The sequence below is a fragment of the Globicatella sp. HMSC072A10 genome (assembly GCF_001811625.1).
In the GTDB taxonomy this organism is placed as follows: Bacteria; Bacillota; Bacilli; order Lactobacillales; family Aerococcaceae; genus Globicatella; species Globicatella sanguinis.
On the sequence record NZ_KV805806.1, the window covers coordinates 11,976 to 27,940 of the forward strand.

A 15,965-nucleotide genomic window follows, 5' to 3' on the forward strand; every position below is an offset into this window, starting at 1 on the left:
CTAGTCATTACTAATGATAATAAACTAACGTTAATCATCCATCATAAAGAAGAGAAAGAGAGATTTTTATGTGTTTGAAATTTTCCTCACGAAAAATTTCTGTTGATGCCTTTCGCCTTCGGGACAGGTAGGAAATAGATTGCAGTTATATTAAATTTTAGCCGAATGTCATCAGGTGAGGCTGGGCAAAAACTTTTTAAATTCTGTTCAGGCATATCTATTTAATTCAAAGCGCAGTGGTTGAGTGGTCTCAATCTGCGTCTAAACGAGATTGAACATAAATTTGAAAAATTCAGTCAAACTAGTGCTTATTCATTAAGAGCGCAGTGGTTAAGTGGCCTCAAACTGCGTCTTAATTAGGTAAGATATAAATTTGAAAAATTCAATCAACTTATTGCTCGGCAATTAAAAGCGCAGTGGTTGAATGAAATCAAACTGCGTCTAAAAGTCTTGTTTAATACCGATTCTCATTCCATTTTAAGGCGAGTTCATCAGGGACTTTTATTAAGAATAATTCGTTCCTTTAGGCCATTTTCATTTAGCACTTCGGTCGGTAGTCTTGATTATTCTTGACAATGTGACACGGTGTCACTTATAATAAATTTAAGCAGAGTGACACGGTGTCATTTTCTTAGAAAGTGAGGTGATGGTGGTGCCGAAAGCAACATTTTATAATTTGTCAGCTGACAAACAAGCTAAAATTTTGGCAGTTTTGAAGACTGAATTTTCGACCAAGCCTTTTAATGAGGTCACGGTGAAGACAATTGTTGATCAATTGGGTATGGCACGGGGAAGCTTTTATCAATATTTTGAGGATTTAGAAGATAGTTATTTTTATGTGCTTGATCAAGAGACTGAGGATATTCATTTAAAATTTTTAGAGTGTCTTACAGATCAAGCGGGCGATCTTCATGAGGTATTGCAGAATTTTGGTCAGGCAATGAGTCAGTTTGTATTCGACCAGGATAAGTACGATTTGTATTATTATCGCTACTTACATTGGACAGATGCTTTATCGCGGGACTGGCATCAAAAGAAACGTTCATATTACCAATCTTTCTATGCGAAATTAAATGAGCTAGACTTGGATTTAGAAGTGATGCAATATGTAAAAGTAGTCGTTCATGGATTGATTGAACGTATTTTTCGGGATAATTTATCTCAGGAACAGTTTCTATCAATATATCAACAACAAATGGAATGGATTGAAAAGGGGATTAAAGAATGAATTTTGGAGAGAGTATATTTGATATCGCTTATTTAATAATAGTAGTAGCCTTAGGTGTTAGGTTATTATTAGAAAATAAAGCGGGTGCTAAATTATTTGGTTTGATGGCTATTATTTTAGGGGTAGGGGATAGTTTTCATTTACTCCCTCGAGTTATTTCACATTTGAGTCCAGGGGGATTTGAAGCTCATACTGCTGCTTTATCTTGGGGACAGTTTGTGACGAGTATTACGATGACGCTGTTTTACGTGCTCTATTATTATTTCTACCGTCGTCAAAGTGGTGATGATTCCACAACTAAAATGTGGCTTGTTTACGGATTAGCAGCCTTACGAATTGTGTTGGTAGCTTTACCGCAAAATCAATGGGGAACGGATGAAGGCAATTATTTATTTGGTATTTTACGAAATATTCCGTTCTTAATTTTAGGTATCTTACTTGTTTATTGGTCTTATCAACAACGGGATAAAGAGGGCCTTAAACAAATGTGGCTACTGATTTTATTAAGTTTTGCTTTTTATTTACCAGTAGTTTTATTGAGTGATAGTATTCCAGCAATTGGTGCCTTAATGTTACCGAAGACGATTTGTTATTTACTAATTGTGGTTTCAGGTTATCGTTACTTTAAAGGAAGTTTTAAAGCGCAAGATGTTTTAGGAATGTCTTTTACATTTTTAGTAATGGGATTAGTTGCCGGTGTCTTTTATCGCGAGTTTACTAAATTGAATAACTTTGTTGGTGATACACGCTTAAGTGTGTTACATACTCACACATTAGTACTTGGATTTGTAGTATTATTAGTCATTTATCTACTAATTAGAAATTACTCCTTGGATCATGTATTAAGTCTTAAAAAATCTTATTTAATCTATGTTGGTGGGTTAACCTTTACTTTAGTCATGATGGTTTTCATTGGCATCTATCAAATTACCGCTCAAGGACAAGATTTAATTAATATTAAAGCAATCGAAGGAATGTCTGGTTTAGGCCACATTATTTTAGCAGCCGGTATGACGAAATTACTGGTAAAAATATATCGTTTAGAAAATACCCAAGTTAAATAATATATACAGGTTTTGCACTTGTTATGTCCCCCTGGGGATTAGCTCATGCCTTTCAATAGGTAATGGGCTTTTTTATTTGAAATAGGGTTACAAATTTTTTAAGAAATGCGTCTTTTAATGTGGATAAAAATCTAGATATTAGTCATGTTGATGGGTTTTTACGATCATCTGCATCTATCAAGCACCAGTAATTTCAATAGAACTCTATGTATGATTAGCAAATATCCATTTGTTTTCAACACAATTAAATGTTAGGAGTCCTACTTTTAGACTTTATGACGGTATTGATTAAACTTCACTTGAGAAAACGCTTATAAAAGTCTACAATAGACTTAGTTGATTATGTAAAAGTTAGGAGCATACTATGAAATTCAGCAGTAGAAAAATCCGTTTAATGGGAACTATCATAGAAATAAAAATTTTACATTATGATGCTGAACCGGTTTTGGATGAAGCGGAGTCATTATTACATCAATATAATATGCGTTTTAGTGCCAATGATAGTCGTTCCGAATTAATGCAAATTAACTTAAATGCCGGTGTGCGACCTGTTATCGTCCATCCCGAATTATTTGAGCTAATTGAATTAGGTTTATCACATAGTTTGGCTCCTAGAAGTCATTTGAATATCTTGATGGGACCAGTGGTTCAATTATGGCGTATTGGCTTTGATGATGCACAATTGCCGAGTGATACAGAGATTATGAAGCAATTAGCTTTGACCAATCCTAAAAAGCTTCAGTTAAATAATTGGGATTATTCGGTCTATTTAATGGAACCCGGTATGAAAATCGATTTAGGAGCCATTGCGAAAGGGTATATCGCCGATAAAGTTTGTGCGATGTTAAAAGATCGAGGTGTTATGTCAGGTTTTATCAATTTAGGGGGCAATGTCTTAACCTTTGGCCCAGCAGTGCATCAAGCGGATCAATTATGGGTGATTGGAATTCAAAATCCTCAGAAAGTTCGTGGCGAACATATTGCGATCTTAAAAATAGCAGAAGAGTCCGTTGTAACATCAGGAGTTTATGAACGGGTGCTTGAATTGAATGGTCAGTGGTACCATCATATTTTTGATCCCAAGACAGGGTATCCGATGGCAACTAATATTGACAGTATTACAATTGTTTCTAAAAAATCGGTGGATTGTGAGATTTGGACGACGCGATTATTTGGGAAAGATATTCAAGCAATTATGACCGAAGTAGCACGGCATCCTGAAATAGAGGTGATTGTGGTTACTAAGGAAAATGAAGTCTTTTGTTCAAAAGGGTTACACAATCGCCTAGTTTATCTATAATTAGAAATTTTATAATCGACTTTCAAGATGGATAGATAGTAGCAACGCTATTCAACTTAATTGTTTATAGTGACCAAATTCGATAAAACAACAACTAAGTCTTGAAAATCGAAAGGAGGTTTTAGTATCATTACAACTAAGTGTTTAACAGAACATCATTGTATGCTGCAAGTCCCAATCTTTAATCATTTAGAATCAGACTCGTTAGCGCTGATTCACCAAAAGATTCATGCTGTTGAGTTTAAAAAGGGCGAGTATTTGTTCCGTGCTGAGGAACCTACTAATACTTTATACATTATTCAAAGTGGCGCTGTTCGTTTGTTTCATCTTTTAGAATCTGGAAAGGAACAACTAATTCGAATTTTGAAACCGGGTGATTTTATTGGAGAATGGAGCTTGTTTTCACAAGATAGCCAATATGAAGACTATGCATATGCTTTGGTTGATACCAAGGTATGTCAACTTTATGCTAATGATTTTAAAGAGGTCCTTCTAAGTTATCCTGCTGTATCGTTAAAAATTTTGGAAGAAATGTCACGTCGTCTACAAGCTTCAGAAAAGATGACCTCACGTGTAGCGAATGAGTCTGTTGGTATGCGACTGGTCAACTATTTATTAGGGCAGCTCCCCGGTCAATCATCTGATGCTAATCTTATCAACTTGGAACTATCAAGAAAAGAATTAGCCGCTTTTTTGGGGACGACGCCTGAAACTATTAGTCGAAAATTTAAAGAATTGGAATCTTTAAATATCATTAAATCTTTATCACCAAGAAAGATTAAAATTATTAATTTCGACGACTTACTGCAATATGCAGATTAGTAGCGTGATACTTTACTAAGTGATTACGAAAATCTGATGTTTTGCACTAAAAAAGTTAGGTTTTCCTTTGTGATGTTTTTATTTTATTGGTAAAATAAAATTAGTTCAGAGATGGAGAATATTTCAAAATACTAAGTAAAATGTTAGTGAGTTTATAATATCGCCCCCAAAGTTTGGATCATCAGATTTTTAATAGTTGATGTGCTTTCTTCTTGGAATGTCTTTATTAAAAATTACAAACTTAGGTATTGTTAGATTTTAGCTAGAGGAATCAAAAATTAATAAAATGAGGTGTATAAAAAGTGAAACTGATTGGAATTGTTGGAACGAATTCAATTAAGTCTACTAATAGACAATTATTGGAATTTATTCAGAAAAAATTTAGCGATAAAGCAGAAATTGAATTAATTGAGATTTATGAATTTCCAGTTTTTAATAAACCTGTTGATAAAACTGTGCCGGAAGCAGTACAAAAAGCAGCTGATAAAATTGAAGTAGCTGATGGTGTCATTATTTCGACACCGGAGTATGATCATTCTTGTCCTGCTGTTTTGATGAATGCAATTGCTTGGTTGTCTTATGGTATTTATCCATTACTAAATAAGCCTATAATGATTACTGGAGCGTCTTATGGGACATTAGGATCTTCAAGAGCTCAAAGTCAATTAAGACAAATATTAGATGCCCCTGAAGTAAAAGCACGTGTGCTACCAAGTTCAGAATTTTTATTAGGGAATTCTCTTCAAGCTTTTGATGAAGAAGGGAATTTGAAAGACGAGAAGTTAGTAAAAGATCTTGAACAAATTTTTGCAGATTTTACACTATTTATCGAATTTACTGCACAATTAGTTGAAGCTAAAAAGTCAATGGAGGAACAAGTTAAAAACTTTTCTTGGGAAAAATAAGTAAAGGAGTGATGTTAAGTGAAATTAATTGGAATTGTAGGTTCAAATGCCGAAATATCTTATAACCGTAAGTTATTACAATTTATACAGAAAGAATTTAAAGATTTATTCGAGTTAGAATTATTGGAAATAAAAGATGTTCCGATGTTTAATCAAGATTTTGATCAGTCAGATGGTTTTGCTGTTCAGTATATTTATAATAAATTAATTCGTTGCGATGGTGTGATTATTGCGACACCTGAACATAACCATACAATCCCAGCTGCTTTAAAAAGTACCTTAGAGTGGTTATCTTTTAAATTACATCCATTCAAAAATAAACCTGTCATGATAATGGGGGCTTCGTATTTAGAGCAAGGTACTTCACGTGCACAAGTGCATTTACGAAAAATTTTAGATGCACCAGGAGTTCAGGCATATGTTTTACCGGGAAATGAGTTCTTATTAGGGAAAGCAAAAGAAGCATTTGATGATATGGGAAATATTAAAAGTGCTGGAACAGTTTCTTTTTTAAGAACTTGTTTGGAAAATTTTGTCAAATATATTGAAGTTATTAAACCTTTACAAGAACCACTACCAACAAAACCAGAAGATTTATTTTGTTCTAACCCAATCGAAACAACTATCACTGAAGTAGACCCTGATGATCCAGAGTGGGTGGAAAAAGCCGCTGAAGTGGTTGGAGCAGCAGAAGGAAATGATTATGTTCGCTTAGACCATGGGGTACTAACTGTTAATCAATTAGACCGATTCTTGCGTGCTTTACCATTTGAAGTCACATTTGCGGATGAAAATAATCAATTCTTATACTATAATCATGCGCAAAATGCTAATACAATGATGGCGCCGCGTATACCGTCTCAATCAGGAAGTCGTTTAGGAACCGTTCATCCTCCGCGCACTTATAAAAATGTGGAATACTTAATTGCGAATTTACGTGCCGGTAATCAAGATTACTTTAGAACCATCGTTCCGGGAACAAGCAAAGATATTATCAATGTGCATCATTATGAAGCCATGCATCATGCTGATGGATCGTATGCTGGCATTAATGAAGTTGTCTTTAATTTTAAACCGTGGTTAGACTGGTATTTAAATGTAACGGGACAAAAACTAGTCAGTGCAACAGGTGAATTGGCGACATCAGTCGATGCAACGAGTGGAGCCTCATCTAAGGGTCATACAGATGTCAGTCCTGAAGCAGATGCAACGAGTGGTGCTTCTGCTCAAGAAGCTAAACCAGCCAAAACAACTATCAAATCAGTCGATGCATCCAGTGGTGCTTCAGAAAAATAGATGAAACATTGTATAGAGATATTAGTCAAACAATCAAAAGTTAACTTAATTGGTTGTCGATGACTCTCTCATAGATTAAAGGTGATTTAATAAGTCCAAGGAATTCTTTATCAATGATTACTTGGACTTTTAAACTATTTTCAAACCTTAAAGAAAGTTATATAATCTCTCCTTAAAGTAGACAGGTGGAAAGACACGCTACTTTAGGGAGAGATTTTTGTATCAATTATAAATTCACGTCTACAATTCATAGGAGATAATAAGGATGAACTAATAAAATGAATTTGATTTTTTTCATTTGTTTTTTACTGATTGAACATAATAATGAACAAAACTTGATGTAGGTCAATTTTTTAAATCAAATATTGATATATACTTTGTTTGTAAGGAGGTAAAAAATGAAAAAATGGATTTTAAATCACAAAAATATTCTTATGTTGATACAATTATTACTCATTATTCTTGCTTTTAGTAATCTTTGGTTCTTCAAAATAAGAGATGTCACTGATCTTAGTTTTTTAGTCGCAGGGGTTTTGGGGGTTCTTCCATTATTAATTCAAGCGATTGAATCGTTGAAAGTGAAAGTCGTTTCTATTGATGTCTTAGTTTCTATCGCAGCTATTGGTGCGATCTTCATTCGGAATTTTGAGGAATCAGCGATGGTTACTTTTTTGTTTTTGTTCGGCGGATGGCTTGAATCAAAAACGTTAGCTTTTACCCGTTCTTCCATTAAAGAATTGATTGAAATGGCACCCAAAACGGCATTAGTTTTGCAAGAGAACGGGAAATTTGAAAATAAAGAGATTGATACTGTGGTTGAAAAAGATGTGATTCTTGTGAGAACTGGTGATCTAGTGCCAGTAGATGGCAAGATTATAATGGGGGAGGGGTATCTCAATGAAGCATCAATTACAGGTGAATCTATTCCGTTAAGTAAAGGCGTGGAGGAACATGTGTTTGCAGGTTCAATTTTAGAGGATGGTACCATTCAAATTAAAGCCACAGCCGTTGGAGAAGAAACAACTTTTGGTAAAATTATAGAATTAGTGGAGGAAGCACAGGATTCTAAGTCCTCTGTTGAAAAATGGCTAGACAGTTTTTCAAAAGTCTATACTCCAATTGTGATTGTAATGGCTATTCTCACTTGGCTGTTTACTCGAGATATTGAGTTAAGTATCACGATTATAGTATTAGGATGTCCGGGCGCTTTAGTTATTGGAGTACCAATTTCAAATGTTGCTGGAATTGGTAATGGAGCTCGTCATGGTGTTTTGATAAAAGGATCGCAGATTATTCAAAAACTTGCTAATGCAGATGTTAGATATTTGACAAAACAGGAACATTGACGATTGGCCAACCTGAAGTGGTTGAATCGATGGTTTTTGATGACCATAACCCTCATCATCGAAATTATTTAGCGGCAATTGAATCAGAATCTGGTCATCCTCTAGCAAAAGCGCTCGTTCGCTATTTAAAGGTTAACTCACTGCCTAAACTAGATAAAACGCAAGTTATTAAAGGGAGAGGGATAGTTTCAATAATTCATGGTCATAAAGTAGCAGTAGGAAATTTGGAATTGATGGAATCAGAAGTCGATGAAATATCTGAAGTAGTCTTATCAAAAGTTCAACAATTCGAAGCAAAAGGTTATTCTATTGTGTTACAAGCTATTTCTGGAAAAATTGTAAGTATTTATGGTATTCGTGATCAAATTCGTCCAGGAATTAAAACTGAATTAGAGAAAATGAAAACACTGGGTGTTAAGGAGCTAATAGTCGCTTCTGGAGATAATCAAGGAACGGTTGACATCGTTGCACAGGAGTTGGGATTAACTAAAGCTATCGGACATTTGTTGCCAGAAGATAAGGCTAATTATGTGAAGTCATTACAAGCAAAAGGTAAAACAGTGGTTTTTGTAGGTGACGGGGTCAATGATGCACCTAGTTTGGCATTAGCTGATATAGGGATAGCGATGGGGTCTGGAACGGAGGTCGCCATTGAAACGTCAGATATCGTTTTAGTAAAATCCGATATTAACCATTTAAATCACGCATTAGGATTGACGAAAAAAACATCTTGGAATATTAAACAAAATATAACAATTGCCTTGTTAGTCGTGTTTATCTTGATTTTGATGTTATTTAGAAGTACATGGATGAATATGGCGGTTGGGATGTTTATCCATGAAGCATCTATATTATTGGTTATCTTAAATGCAATGCGGTTGATAAATTATCGTTTAAAAAATTAATATAGAAAGGAATATTCACAATGAAACAAGCAATATTTAAATTAGAAACATTAACCTGTCCGACATGCGTAAGTAAAATACAAGCAGCGATCAATTCGTTTAAAGGTGTTGACCAATCAAGTATAAAAGTGTTATTTAATTCAAGCAAATTAAAATTTAATTTTGAAGAGACAATAGTTGAAGTGGAGATAATTAAAGAAAAAATTGAAGCGATGGGATACCAAGTATTAGATATCAAATTAAAATAAGGAGCAATAGTCATGTCAAAATTAAGTGTTTTCCTATTAGAAAATGAAGAACAGATGAATTTATACACCCAAGCAATTTCGAAAGTGCATGTAAAAATTCATCCAGAAGTTTTAGAAATCCAAAAATTTTACCAAAGTATTTTGCAGAAAATAAAAAATGGGACGGTGGATGTTTCCTATGAATTTAGACGATTAGATGAGATTACCAACCACTTTTCAACTCCAAAAGATGTATGTCAAACTTATGAGGCTGTGATTGAATTTTTAAAAGAAGCATTTTATTTTCATAATGATTTAGTAGGTTAAATTATAAAAATCAATATGTGAAAGAATAATGTTATTTAGTTGGAGTTTGGCATAAAGAGTGTCACGCAAGTTGATATATTATAGATTGTTTATAAAATTGTTCTTCATATAACTTCAAATTGAGTTTAAGAGTTAGTACAATTAGACTATTTAATAATATTGGCGTTTCAATTATATTGGAACTGCAGGGGCTTTACTGTGGTTATTTCACTTAATTAAAAGAAATAGTGAAAATTAAACTATTATAATCAACTCGCTTGACTTATAGTCGGTAAAAGTATTTAATAGAGTGTATAAGGTTATTTAGAACTATTATAATTAAAATAGTTTATAACGTACAACTTAAGAATATTAGGTGTAAGGAAGGTTTTTATGACAACGATTATTAAAGTCGATAATTTGTCAATTGCCAATGAAAGGCAAGCGATTATCAATCAGTTATCATTTGAAATACAACAGGGAGAATTTGTTTCCATTACGGGTCAATCAGGGAGTGGTAAGAGTACTGTCTTAAAGTTTTTAGCTCAATTAAATGACCCCACTTTGAAAGTGAGTGGCAGTTATCATTTATTAGGAAAAGATGTCAATGACTACTCACCGATTGAATTGCGTCAAATTGTTTCTTATTTTTATCAAACACCGAGTTTATTCGGTGATACGGTACGTGATAATTTAGCTTTTCCTTACGAAATTCGTCATGAAGAATTTGATGAACAACGTGCGATTGAAATGTTAAACAATGTTGACTTATCGCATAGTTTTTTAGATAAAAATATTAAATCTTTATCTGGAGGCGAACGTCAACGGGTTGCCTTGATTCGTAATTTAATGTATCCTTCGAAAGTCTTGTTATTAGATGAAATTTCAAGTGCATTGGATTTTAATACGCGACAAATTATTTGGTCATGGCTTGAAAAGTATCGTCAAGAGCATGATGCTACCATCTTAATGGTCAGTCACTTAGATGAAGAGCATGAAATGACAGACCGTAAAATTGAAATTGTGAAATTAGCGGAAGGAAGTGATGTTAATGAGTAATAATTTACAAGCATCACCATTGTCATTAGTCTTAGCCTTTGTCTTTGTGTTAATGGCGATTGGTATTTCATATCGTGAGAAATTAAAATTAGAAAAAGAAATTGTCTGGGCTGTTATTCGAATGATTGTTCAATTAGTAGCCGTAGCTTATGTTTTAGGTTATGTCTTTGAAATGGACAATTTTTGGTTAACGTCAGGTATGATTTTAGTGATTGTGATTAATGCCTCTGTCAATGCCGCTAATCGTGGTAAAGGATTAAATAAACCTTTGTTGGTTTCCTTTGTTGCACTTGCTTCGACGACTGTTTTAACATTATCGATCTTAGTCTTGTCTGGAAACTTGAAATTTATCCCGTCACAAATGATTCCCATTACCGGGATGATTGTCGGTAACTCGATGAAATCAGTTGGGTTAGTTTACTCAAATTTATTCCAATTCTATAAAGATCAAGAACAAGCGGTTTTAGAGAAAATTTCTTTAGGTGCTAATCCTTATCAAGCTTCTCATAAGGTGATTCAATTGACGATTAAAAATGGGATTCAGCCAACTGTCGATGGAATTAAAACGACAGGTATTGTGAGTTTACCTGGGATGATGTCGGGGTTAATGTTAGCGGGTGTCGATCCTTTAAAAGCGATTGTTTATCAAATTATGGTGATGTTTATGATTATTGGCGGTACTTCTTTTGCGATGATCATTGCGACGTATTTATCTTATCGTTCTTTCTTTAATGATCGTTATCAATTAAATACTCGCTTAAGAGAAATGCAATAATGGTAGTGAGACAAAAAGACTAGCTTGAAGTGTTTATTTAAATCATGTGTGTAATAAGTACTAGAGTAGGCTTGCATTAGCGAATTCAAGTCCTTAGTCCTTGGTAGATTTATTAATAGAGGCGTTGGGGTTGTTGATAGCATTAGCGAATTCAAGTCCTTAGTCCTTGGTAGATTTATTAATAGAAACGTTTGGGTTGAGCGATATGAGCGAATGCAATCATTCAACCCTGAGATACTAATTGGGTCGAAAAATATATGATTGGCTTGCATTAGCGAAACCGAGGTATTCTAATCAGGTTGATGTAGCTGGATAGTGATTAATTAACGAAAATCTTGTTAATCGTTTTGAAGTTAGCTAGCTAGTGTAGGTATTAAAATAAGTTTAACAAAGAAGAGGTTGGGCAAAAACTTTTTAAATTCTGCTCTGACATATTTGTTTACTTAACCGTTTTGGGGTGGCAGTGGTAGCCCAATGATTATTTTGGCTACTGCTAGCCACTCTTTCTTTTGCTAACTTCTTAAACCAGTTTCTTAATCGTTATCTTTAAATTAATTATAATTATTCTAAATAAAAACGTTTACAACCCTTGAATTATTGTTCGGATGTATTTATAATGAATATAAATAAGAAATTATTTTTTATTATTTAGTTGTCGTAAAGATAAGGTCGTTTTTGTTTAAATGAAAGGTTGAGGAACGATGTTTAAATTTTTAACTAGCTCGATGCAAGGACGTTTTCTAATATTTGGTGTGATTGCTTTAGTATTAGGTTTTATTACGATGGGGATGAACCCCGTATTAAGTAAAATCTTATTCTATATTTCAATCTTTTTCTTAGGTTTTTTTGCTACTAAACACGCGATAACAGATACTATTAATGATAAGAGATTAAATGTTGACTTATTAATGGTGCTAGCAGCTTTAGGGGCCTGTTTAATTAATTATGAATCTGAAGGGGCATTATTATTATTAATTTTCGCTATCTCAGGTTTGATGGAAGAATATGCCGATGGGCGTTCAACTCGTGCAATCGAAGAGTTAATGTCACAAGTTCCAAAAACGGCGCAATTGTTATTACCTAATGGAGAAACTAAAGAAGTATCGGTTGATGAGTTAAAATTAGGAGATACGATTGTAGTGGCAAAAGGGGCTCAAGTGCCGATTGACGGCAAAATCGATCGTGAATCTAATTTCAATGAGGCTGCTTTAACAGGTGAATCGGTACCGGTTAGTAAAGTAGTAGGGGATGATGTGTTTGCGGGTACTATTAACTTAGGTGACTCCGTTCAGATGGAAGTTACCAAATTATCGCATGAAACACTGTTTTCCAATATTATTCATATGGTTGAAGAAGCAGAACGTCGTCCGTCTAATATTTCTAAATTTATTGATCGTATTGAAAATAAGTATGTCATTGCGGTCTTAATTGCAGTGCCGATTTTTATTTTGATTTTAATGTATGGAAGAGGTTTAACTTTCCAAGAATCGTTTTATCGGGGAATGGTGTTTTTAACGGTTGCGAGTCCATGTGCTTTGGTCGCTACAGCAACACCGGCTACGTTGGCAGCAATTTCAAATGGTGCTAGAAATGGTATTTTATTCAAGGGTGGAGCAGCGATGGAAGCTCTATCGACAATGGATATGTTATTTTCTGATAAAACCGGTACGTTAACGTATGGTAATTTTGAGGTTGTTGAAGCACAATTGCCCGAAGAAGTCATTGCAGAAGTTGTTTATATGGAACAGTCTTCTTCGCATCCAATTGCCAAAGCGATTGTGAAGCATTTTAGTAATATTTCGTTAGAATCGGTCGATCAAGCGATACCAGTAAAAGAAATTTCTGGATCAGGGCTGGAAAAAGGTTCAATTCGTGTAGGTAAACCAAGTGACTTTATGGATTATGCTGACCCTAATCATTATTTAGAAGCACTACAAGCAGGTTTAACGGCGGTTATGGTAGCGCAAGGTAACGAAGTCGTGGGTTACATTAGTTTAGCGGATAAAATTCGTGAAGAGTCGAAAAATGCAGTAGCTAATTTTAACGAAGAAGGCATTGATGTGGTCTTATTAACAGGGGACAATGAGCAGGTTGCGTCTTTAGTTGCTGATGAGATTGGAATCGAACATTATAAAGCGGGCTTATTACCGGAAGATAAGATTCAATATGTCTTTGAAGAACAAGAGAAAGAACATGTTGTTGGTATGATTGGTGATGGGATTAATGATGCACCAGCATTGGCCAATGCTAATATTGGGATAGCGATGGGCTCTGGTTCGTCAGTAGCGATGGAATCTTCTGATGTCGTCATTGTTAAAAATGATTTATCAAAGTTATTTTATAGCTTTAAACTAAGTCAAAAATTAAACAAATTAATCTTACAAAATGTTATTTTTGCTGTTGGAGTGATTATTACTTTAATTATCTTAAATATCATCGGTATTTTACCTTTACCTTTAGCGGTCGTTTTCCATGAAGGCTCAACGATTCTAGTTATTTTAAATGGCTTACGATTATTAATGGATAAGCCAGACGAAAATAAATGAAGTATTGAATCAAAACAAATAATTCCAAACTAAAATTAATACATCATTGTCAATACTTCATACAAAATAAGACGAGTTATACGCGGAAGTGATTCTTGCTACTGCGTTTAACTCGTCTATTGTTTTCATAATATGGGTGCGGCTATTGAGTTGATTTCATCTATATGATGAGTGTAACTTTTATGTCATCTATCGTAAAATCTAAAATAGGATTGGAAATTTGATACAAACGTGAATAGGTTTTATAAAATATGATAAATTATCGAACTTTATTTTAACTCAATAACCAGGTCATCGTAAACGATGTGATTCTTTCTACACCCATATTAGTGAATCATAAAGTTAGATAGTACTACGCCTCATCGATAGTTAAAGTGGAAGGGGCATAGTCGATGCTGAACCACTATCACTTGAATAGCAAGTTTCAGGTTCATCATCTAGAGGGTTCGCTTTTCGATCAACCATCGAAACGATGATAATCTGTTTCATCAGGTTCAGGTGGGAAAGTATCTTTTTCTAATTGATCGCTATAGCGTTCATGGACAGAATCAGATTGTTGGATCCCTTTCTCCACTTGATTAGCTTGATATTCGGTCATGTTTTGGTTCATTCGTCCTAAATAAGGATCATTCGCTGGTCGTTCAGCGGCATCAATCATCAGATCTTCAATGGGTGGATCAACGACTTCGCGATAGGAAGTCTCAGTTGGACCATCTATTGGATTAGCATGCTGTTGCTTAAACATTGTTTCATTTGATTGGGTTGCATCATCAATCGGATTGTTTATCGGCGATTGATGGGCATCTTTATCATGAGAATAAGCTTTAAACTCACGTTGATCATCTTGTAAATTCATGGGGTCAATGACACTTTCATCTTCGATCATTTCACGCGTTGGTTCTCCACCAGGATACTCTTCCAATTTCAATGAATCATTGTCATGATTAAATTCCTCGGATTGATGATTGACTAATTCAGCGGATTGTCTTTCTGCACGCTCCGCTTTAACTTTTTCGTGCATAAGGGCTTCTTTAGAAAAATCAGTTGTACCGGTTGACGCTTGTTTAAAGGCATCAGCCTCTTTTTGAGAATGATTGAATGTATTATCAGTACCATCGTGTGCTTTAAAATTAGTTAAATCAGTGGCCGAATCAGATAAGTTATCATTGATTGAATCGCTTAACATGTCATCTGTTGTATCGCCTAAAGTGTCTTCTGTTTTGTCGCTTAAAGTGTCTTCTGTTGTATCGCCTAAGGTGTCTTCTTTACGATAAACGCCTTTCATGCCTGCAGTGCGACTCGTGTCGACTTTTCTACCATAGGCCCGCTTAGGTAATTCACCTTCTTCGGATGGAAGCCATTCAGAGTTCGATGTTATTTCTTCTGGTGCATGATCATCTTCGACAACATTATCAACGGAGTCTAAGTTAATCGGACGCGCTTGATTTAATAAAGCTTCCTCAACTAAGACGACAATACTACCGTCAGCGACTAGCTCTTGATATTCTTTTAATTGTTCTTCTTGATTGACTTCATTTTCATCATCTTCATTGAGTGGATTAATCATATTAATGATTTTTTTCCACCAACTATCAGGCGCTTCATTAGGGTCGACTTCTAAGACATCAACACCTAAATCTAATAAATTATCATATTGACTATTAGTTGCGATAGCCATGTCACTAGAATTAATACCACGATTTTTTAACTCGTCGATTGCTTGTGCAGCTTGTTCATACGTCTCATACGTTCCGTAAATGAATTTTGTCATTTTAATCGCTCCTTTATTTGTATTGGCAATATTACTACTTTTCTTAGACATTAAGACTAAAGTGATGCTTGACTGACGCAGATATATAACAATTTAGTAAAGGTTAACTTTTTGCCGGCTAAAGCTAACCATTAATCAATTATCCTGTTTCTAATTGATAATTAAATCGTAACAACTAAATTTTTAAAAGTAAAATGAAACGCTTAGCATAATTTAGAAATAAGTTCATGTTGAAAACAATTAGAGAGGGTCAGCAATTGATTTTATCATGTTTTCATGCAAAGAAAAGCTAAATATTAAATTAAGTATAAGGTAATCATCAGGGAGGTGCTTTAGTGAAATAATTTATTTTAAAATTGTTAATTTAGATAAAATTCAATTGTTTTTTTGATTGTCAAATTAAGCTAGAATTTTT

General features: G+C 34.3%; 12 protein-coding genes and 1 pseudogene. 12 read left to right on the forward strand and 1 reads right to left on the reverse strand.

What is annotated here, in order from left to right; all coding sequences use genetic code 11:
* Positions 1 to 652 precede the first annotated feature (652 nt).
* From HMPREF2811_RS09475 to HMPREF2811_RS09530, 12 genes and pseudogenes are all read left to right on the forward strand, one after another.
* On the forward strand, positions 653 to 1,228 hold the full coding sequence (locus HMPREF2811_RS09475; protein ID WP_071409121.1) for a TetR/AcrR family transcriptional regulator: 576 nt from the start codon (positions 653 to 655) through the stop codon (positions 1,226 to 1,228).
* Entirely contained in the window at positions 1,225 to 2,292 is a 1,068-nt protein-coding gene (locus HMPREF2811_RS09480; protein WP_071409116.1) for a DUF2871 family protein, read from the forward strand. The genes HMPREF2811_RS09475 and HMPREF2811_RS09480 overlap by 4 nt, the downstream gene beginning before the upstream one ends.
* 364 nt (positions 2,293 to 2,656) lie before the next feature.
* On the forward strand, positions 2,657 to 3,592 hold the full coding sequence (locus HMPREF2811_RS09485) for an FAD:protein FMN transferase (protein ID WP_071409117.1): 936 nt from the start codon (positions 2,657 to 2,659) through the stop codon (positions 3,590 to 3,592).
* A 162-nt stretch (positions 3,593 to 3,754) separates the two neighbouring features.
* Positions 3,755 to 4,414 carry a Crp/Fnr family transcriptional regulator gene (locus tag HMPREF2811_RS09490; RefSeq protein WP_066124508.1) on the forward strand — a complete coding sequence of 220 codons (660 nt, stop codon included), beginning with the start codon at positions 3,755 to 3,757 and terminating at the stop codon, positions 4,412 to 4,414.
* Between the two features lie 302 nt (positions 4,415 to 4,716).
* Positions 4,717 to 5,319, forward strand: coding sequence for an NADPH-dependent FMN reductase (locus HMPREF2811_RS09495; protein ID WP_066124506.1), 603 nt, complete (start codon positions 4,717 to 4,719; stop codon positions 5,317 to 5,319).
* Between the two features lie 18 nt (positions 5,320 to 5,337).
* Entirely contained in the window at positions 5,338 to 6,615 is a 1,278-nt protein-coding gene (locus tag HMPREF2811_RS09500) for an NAD(P)H-dependent oxidoreductase (protein WP_071409118.1), read from the forward strand.
* A 398-nt stretch (positions 6,616 to 7,013) separates the two neighbouring features.
* Positions 7,014 to 8,866 (forward strand): annotated as a pseudogene (locus HMPREF2811_RS09505) (heavy metal translocating P-type ATPase).
* 20 nt (positions 8,867 to 8,886) lie between these two features.
* On the forward strand, positions 8,887 to 9,114 hold the full coding sequence (locus HMPREF2811_RS09510) for a heavy-metal-associated domain-containing protein (protein ID WP_066124500.1): 228 nt from the start codon (positions 8,887 to 8,889) through the stop codon (positions 9,112 to 9,114).
* Positions 9,115 to 9,126: 12 nt separating this feature from the next.
* A complete protein-coding gene (locus tag HMPREF2811_RS09515; RefSeq protein ID WP_066124498.1) occupies positions 9,127 to 9,420 on the forward strand; it encodes a hypothetical protein in 294 nt (97 codons plus the stop codon).
* A 372-nt stretch (positions 9,421 to 9,792) separates the two neighbouring features.
* Positions 9,793 to 10,458 carry an ABC transporter ATP-binding protein gene (locus HMPREF2811_RS09520; protein WP_066124494.1) on the forward strand — a complete coding sequence of 222 codons (666 nt, stop codon included), beginning with the start codon at positions 9,793 to 9,795 and terminating at the stop codon, positions 10,456 to 10,458.
* Positions 10,451 to 11,233 (forward strand): ABC transporter permease, encoded by a 783-nt coding sequence (gene fetB / locus HMPREF2811_RS09525; RefSeq protein ID WP_066124492.1) that lies wholly within the window; start codon positions 10,451 to 10,453, stop codon positions 11,231 to 11,233. The genes HMPREF2811_RS09520 and fetB overlap by 8 nt, the downstream gene beginning before the upstream one ends.
* 701 nt (positions 11,234 to 11,934) lie before the next feature.
* Complete coding sequence (locus HMPREF2811_RS09530) at positions 11,935 to 13,779, forward strand: heavy metal translocating P-type ATPase (protein ID WP_071409119.1); 1,845 nt, start codon at positions 11,935 to 11,937, stop codon at positions 13,777 to 13,779.
* A gap of 457 nt (positions 13,780 to 14,236) precedes the next feature.
* On the opposite strand, the gene HMPREF2811_RS09535 is transcribed toward HMPREF2811_RS09530, so the two are convergent.
* Positions 14,237 to 15,550, reverse strand: a complete 1,314-nt coding sequence (locus tag HMPREF2811_RS09535; RefSeq protein ID WP_071409120.1) for a general stress protein — start codon at positions 15,548 to 15,550, stop codon at positions 14,237 to 14,239.
* Between the last annotated feature and the right edge of the window lie 415 nt (positions 15,551 to 15,965).

What these genes read in the sequence shown, in the direction of transcription:
- fetB (WP_066124492.1), top strand. Translation starts at nt 10,451, where the DNA reads ATGAGTAATAATTTACAAGCATCACCATTGTCATTAGTCTTAGCCTTT.
- HMPREF2811_RS09480 (WP_071409116.1), top strand. Translation starts at nt 1,225, where the DNA reads ATGAATTTTGGAGAGAGTATATTTGATATCGCTTATTTAATAATAGTA.
- HMPREF2811_RS09515 (WP_066124498.1), top strand. Translation starts at nt 9,127, where the DNA reads ATGTCAAAATTAAGTGTTTTCCTATTAGAAAATGAAGAACAGATGAAT.
- HMPREF2811_RS09535 (WP_071409120.1), bottom strand. Translation starts at nt 15,550, where the DNA reads ATGACAAAATTCATTTACGGAACGTATGAGACGTATGAACAAGCTGCA.
- HMPREF2811_RS09520 (WP_066124494.1), top strand. Translation starts at nt 9,793, where the DNA reads ATGACAACGATTATTAAAGTCGATAATTTGTCAATTGCCAATGAAAGG.
- HMPREF2811_RS09510 (WP_066124500.1), top strand. Translation starts at nt 8,887, where the DNA reads ATGAAACAAGCAATATTTAAATTAGAAACATTAACCTGTCCGACATGC.
- HMPREF2811_RS09490 (WP_066124508.1), top strand. Translation starts at nt 3,755, where the DNA reads ATGCTGCAAGTCCCAATCTTTAATCATTTAGAATCAGACTCGTTAGCG.
- HMPREF2811_RS09530 (WP_071409119.1), top strand. Translation starts at nt 11,935, where the DNA reads ATGTTTAAATTTTTAACTAGCTCGATGCAAGGACGTTTTCTAATATTT.
- HMPREF2811_RS09485 (WP_071409117.1), top strand. Translation starts at nt 2,657, where the DNA reads ATGAAATTCAGCAGTAGAAAAATCCGTTTAATGGGAACTATCATAGAA.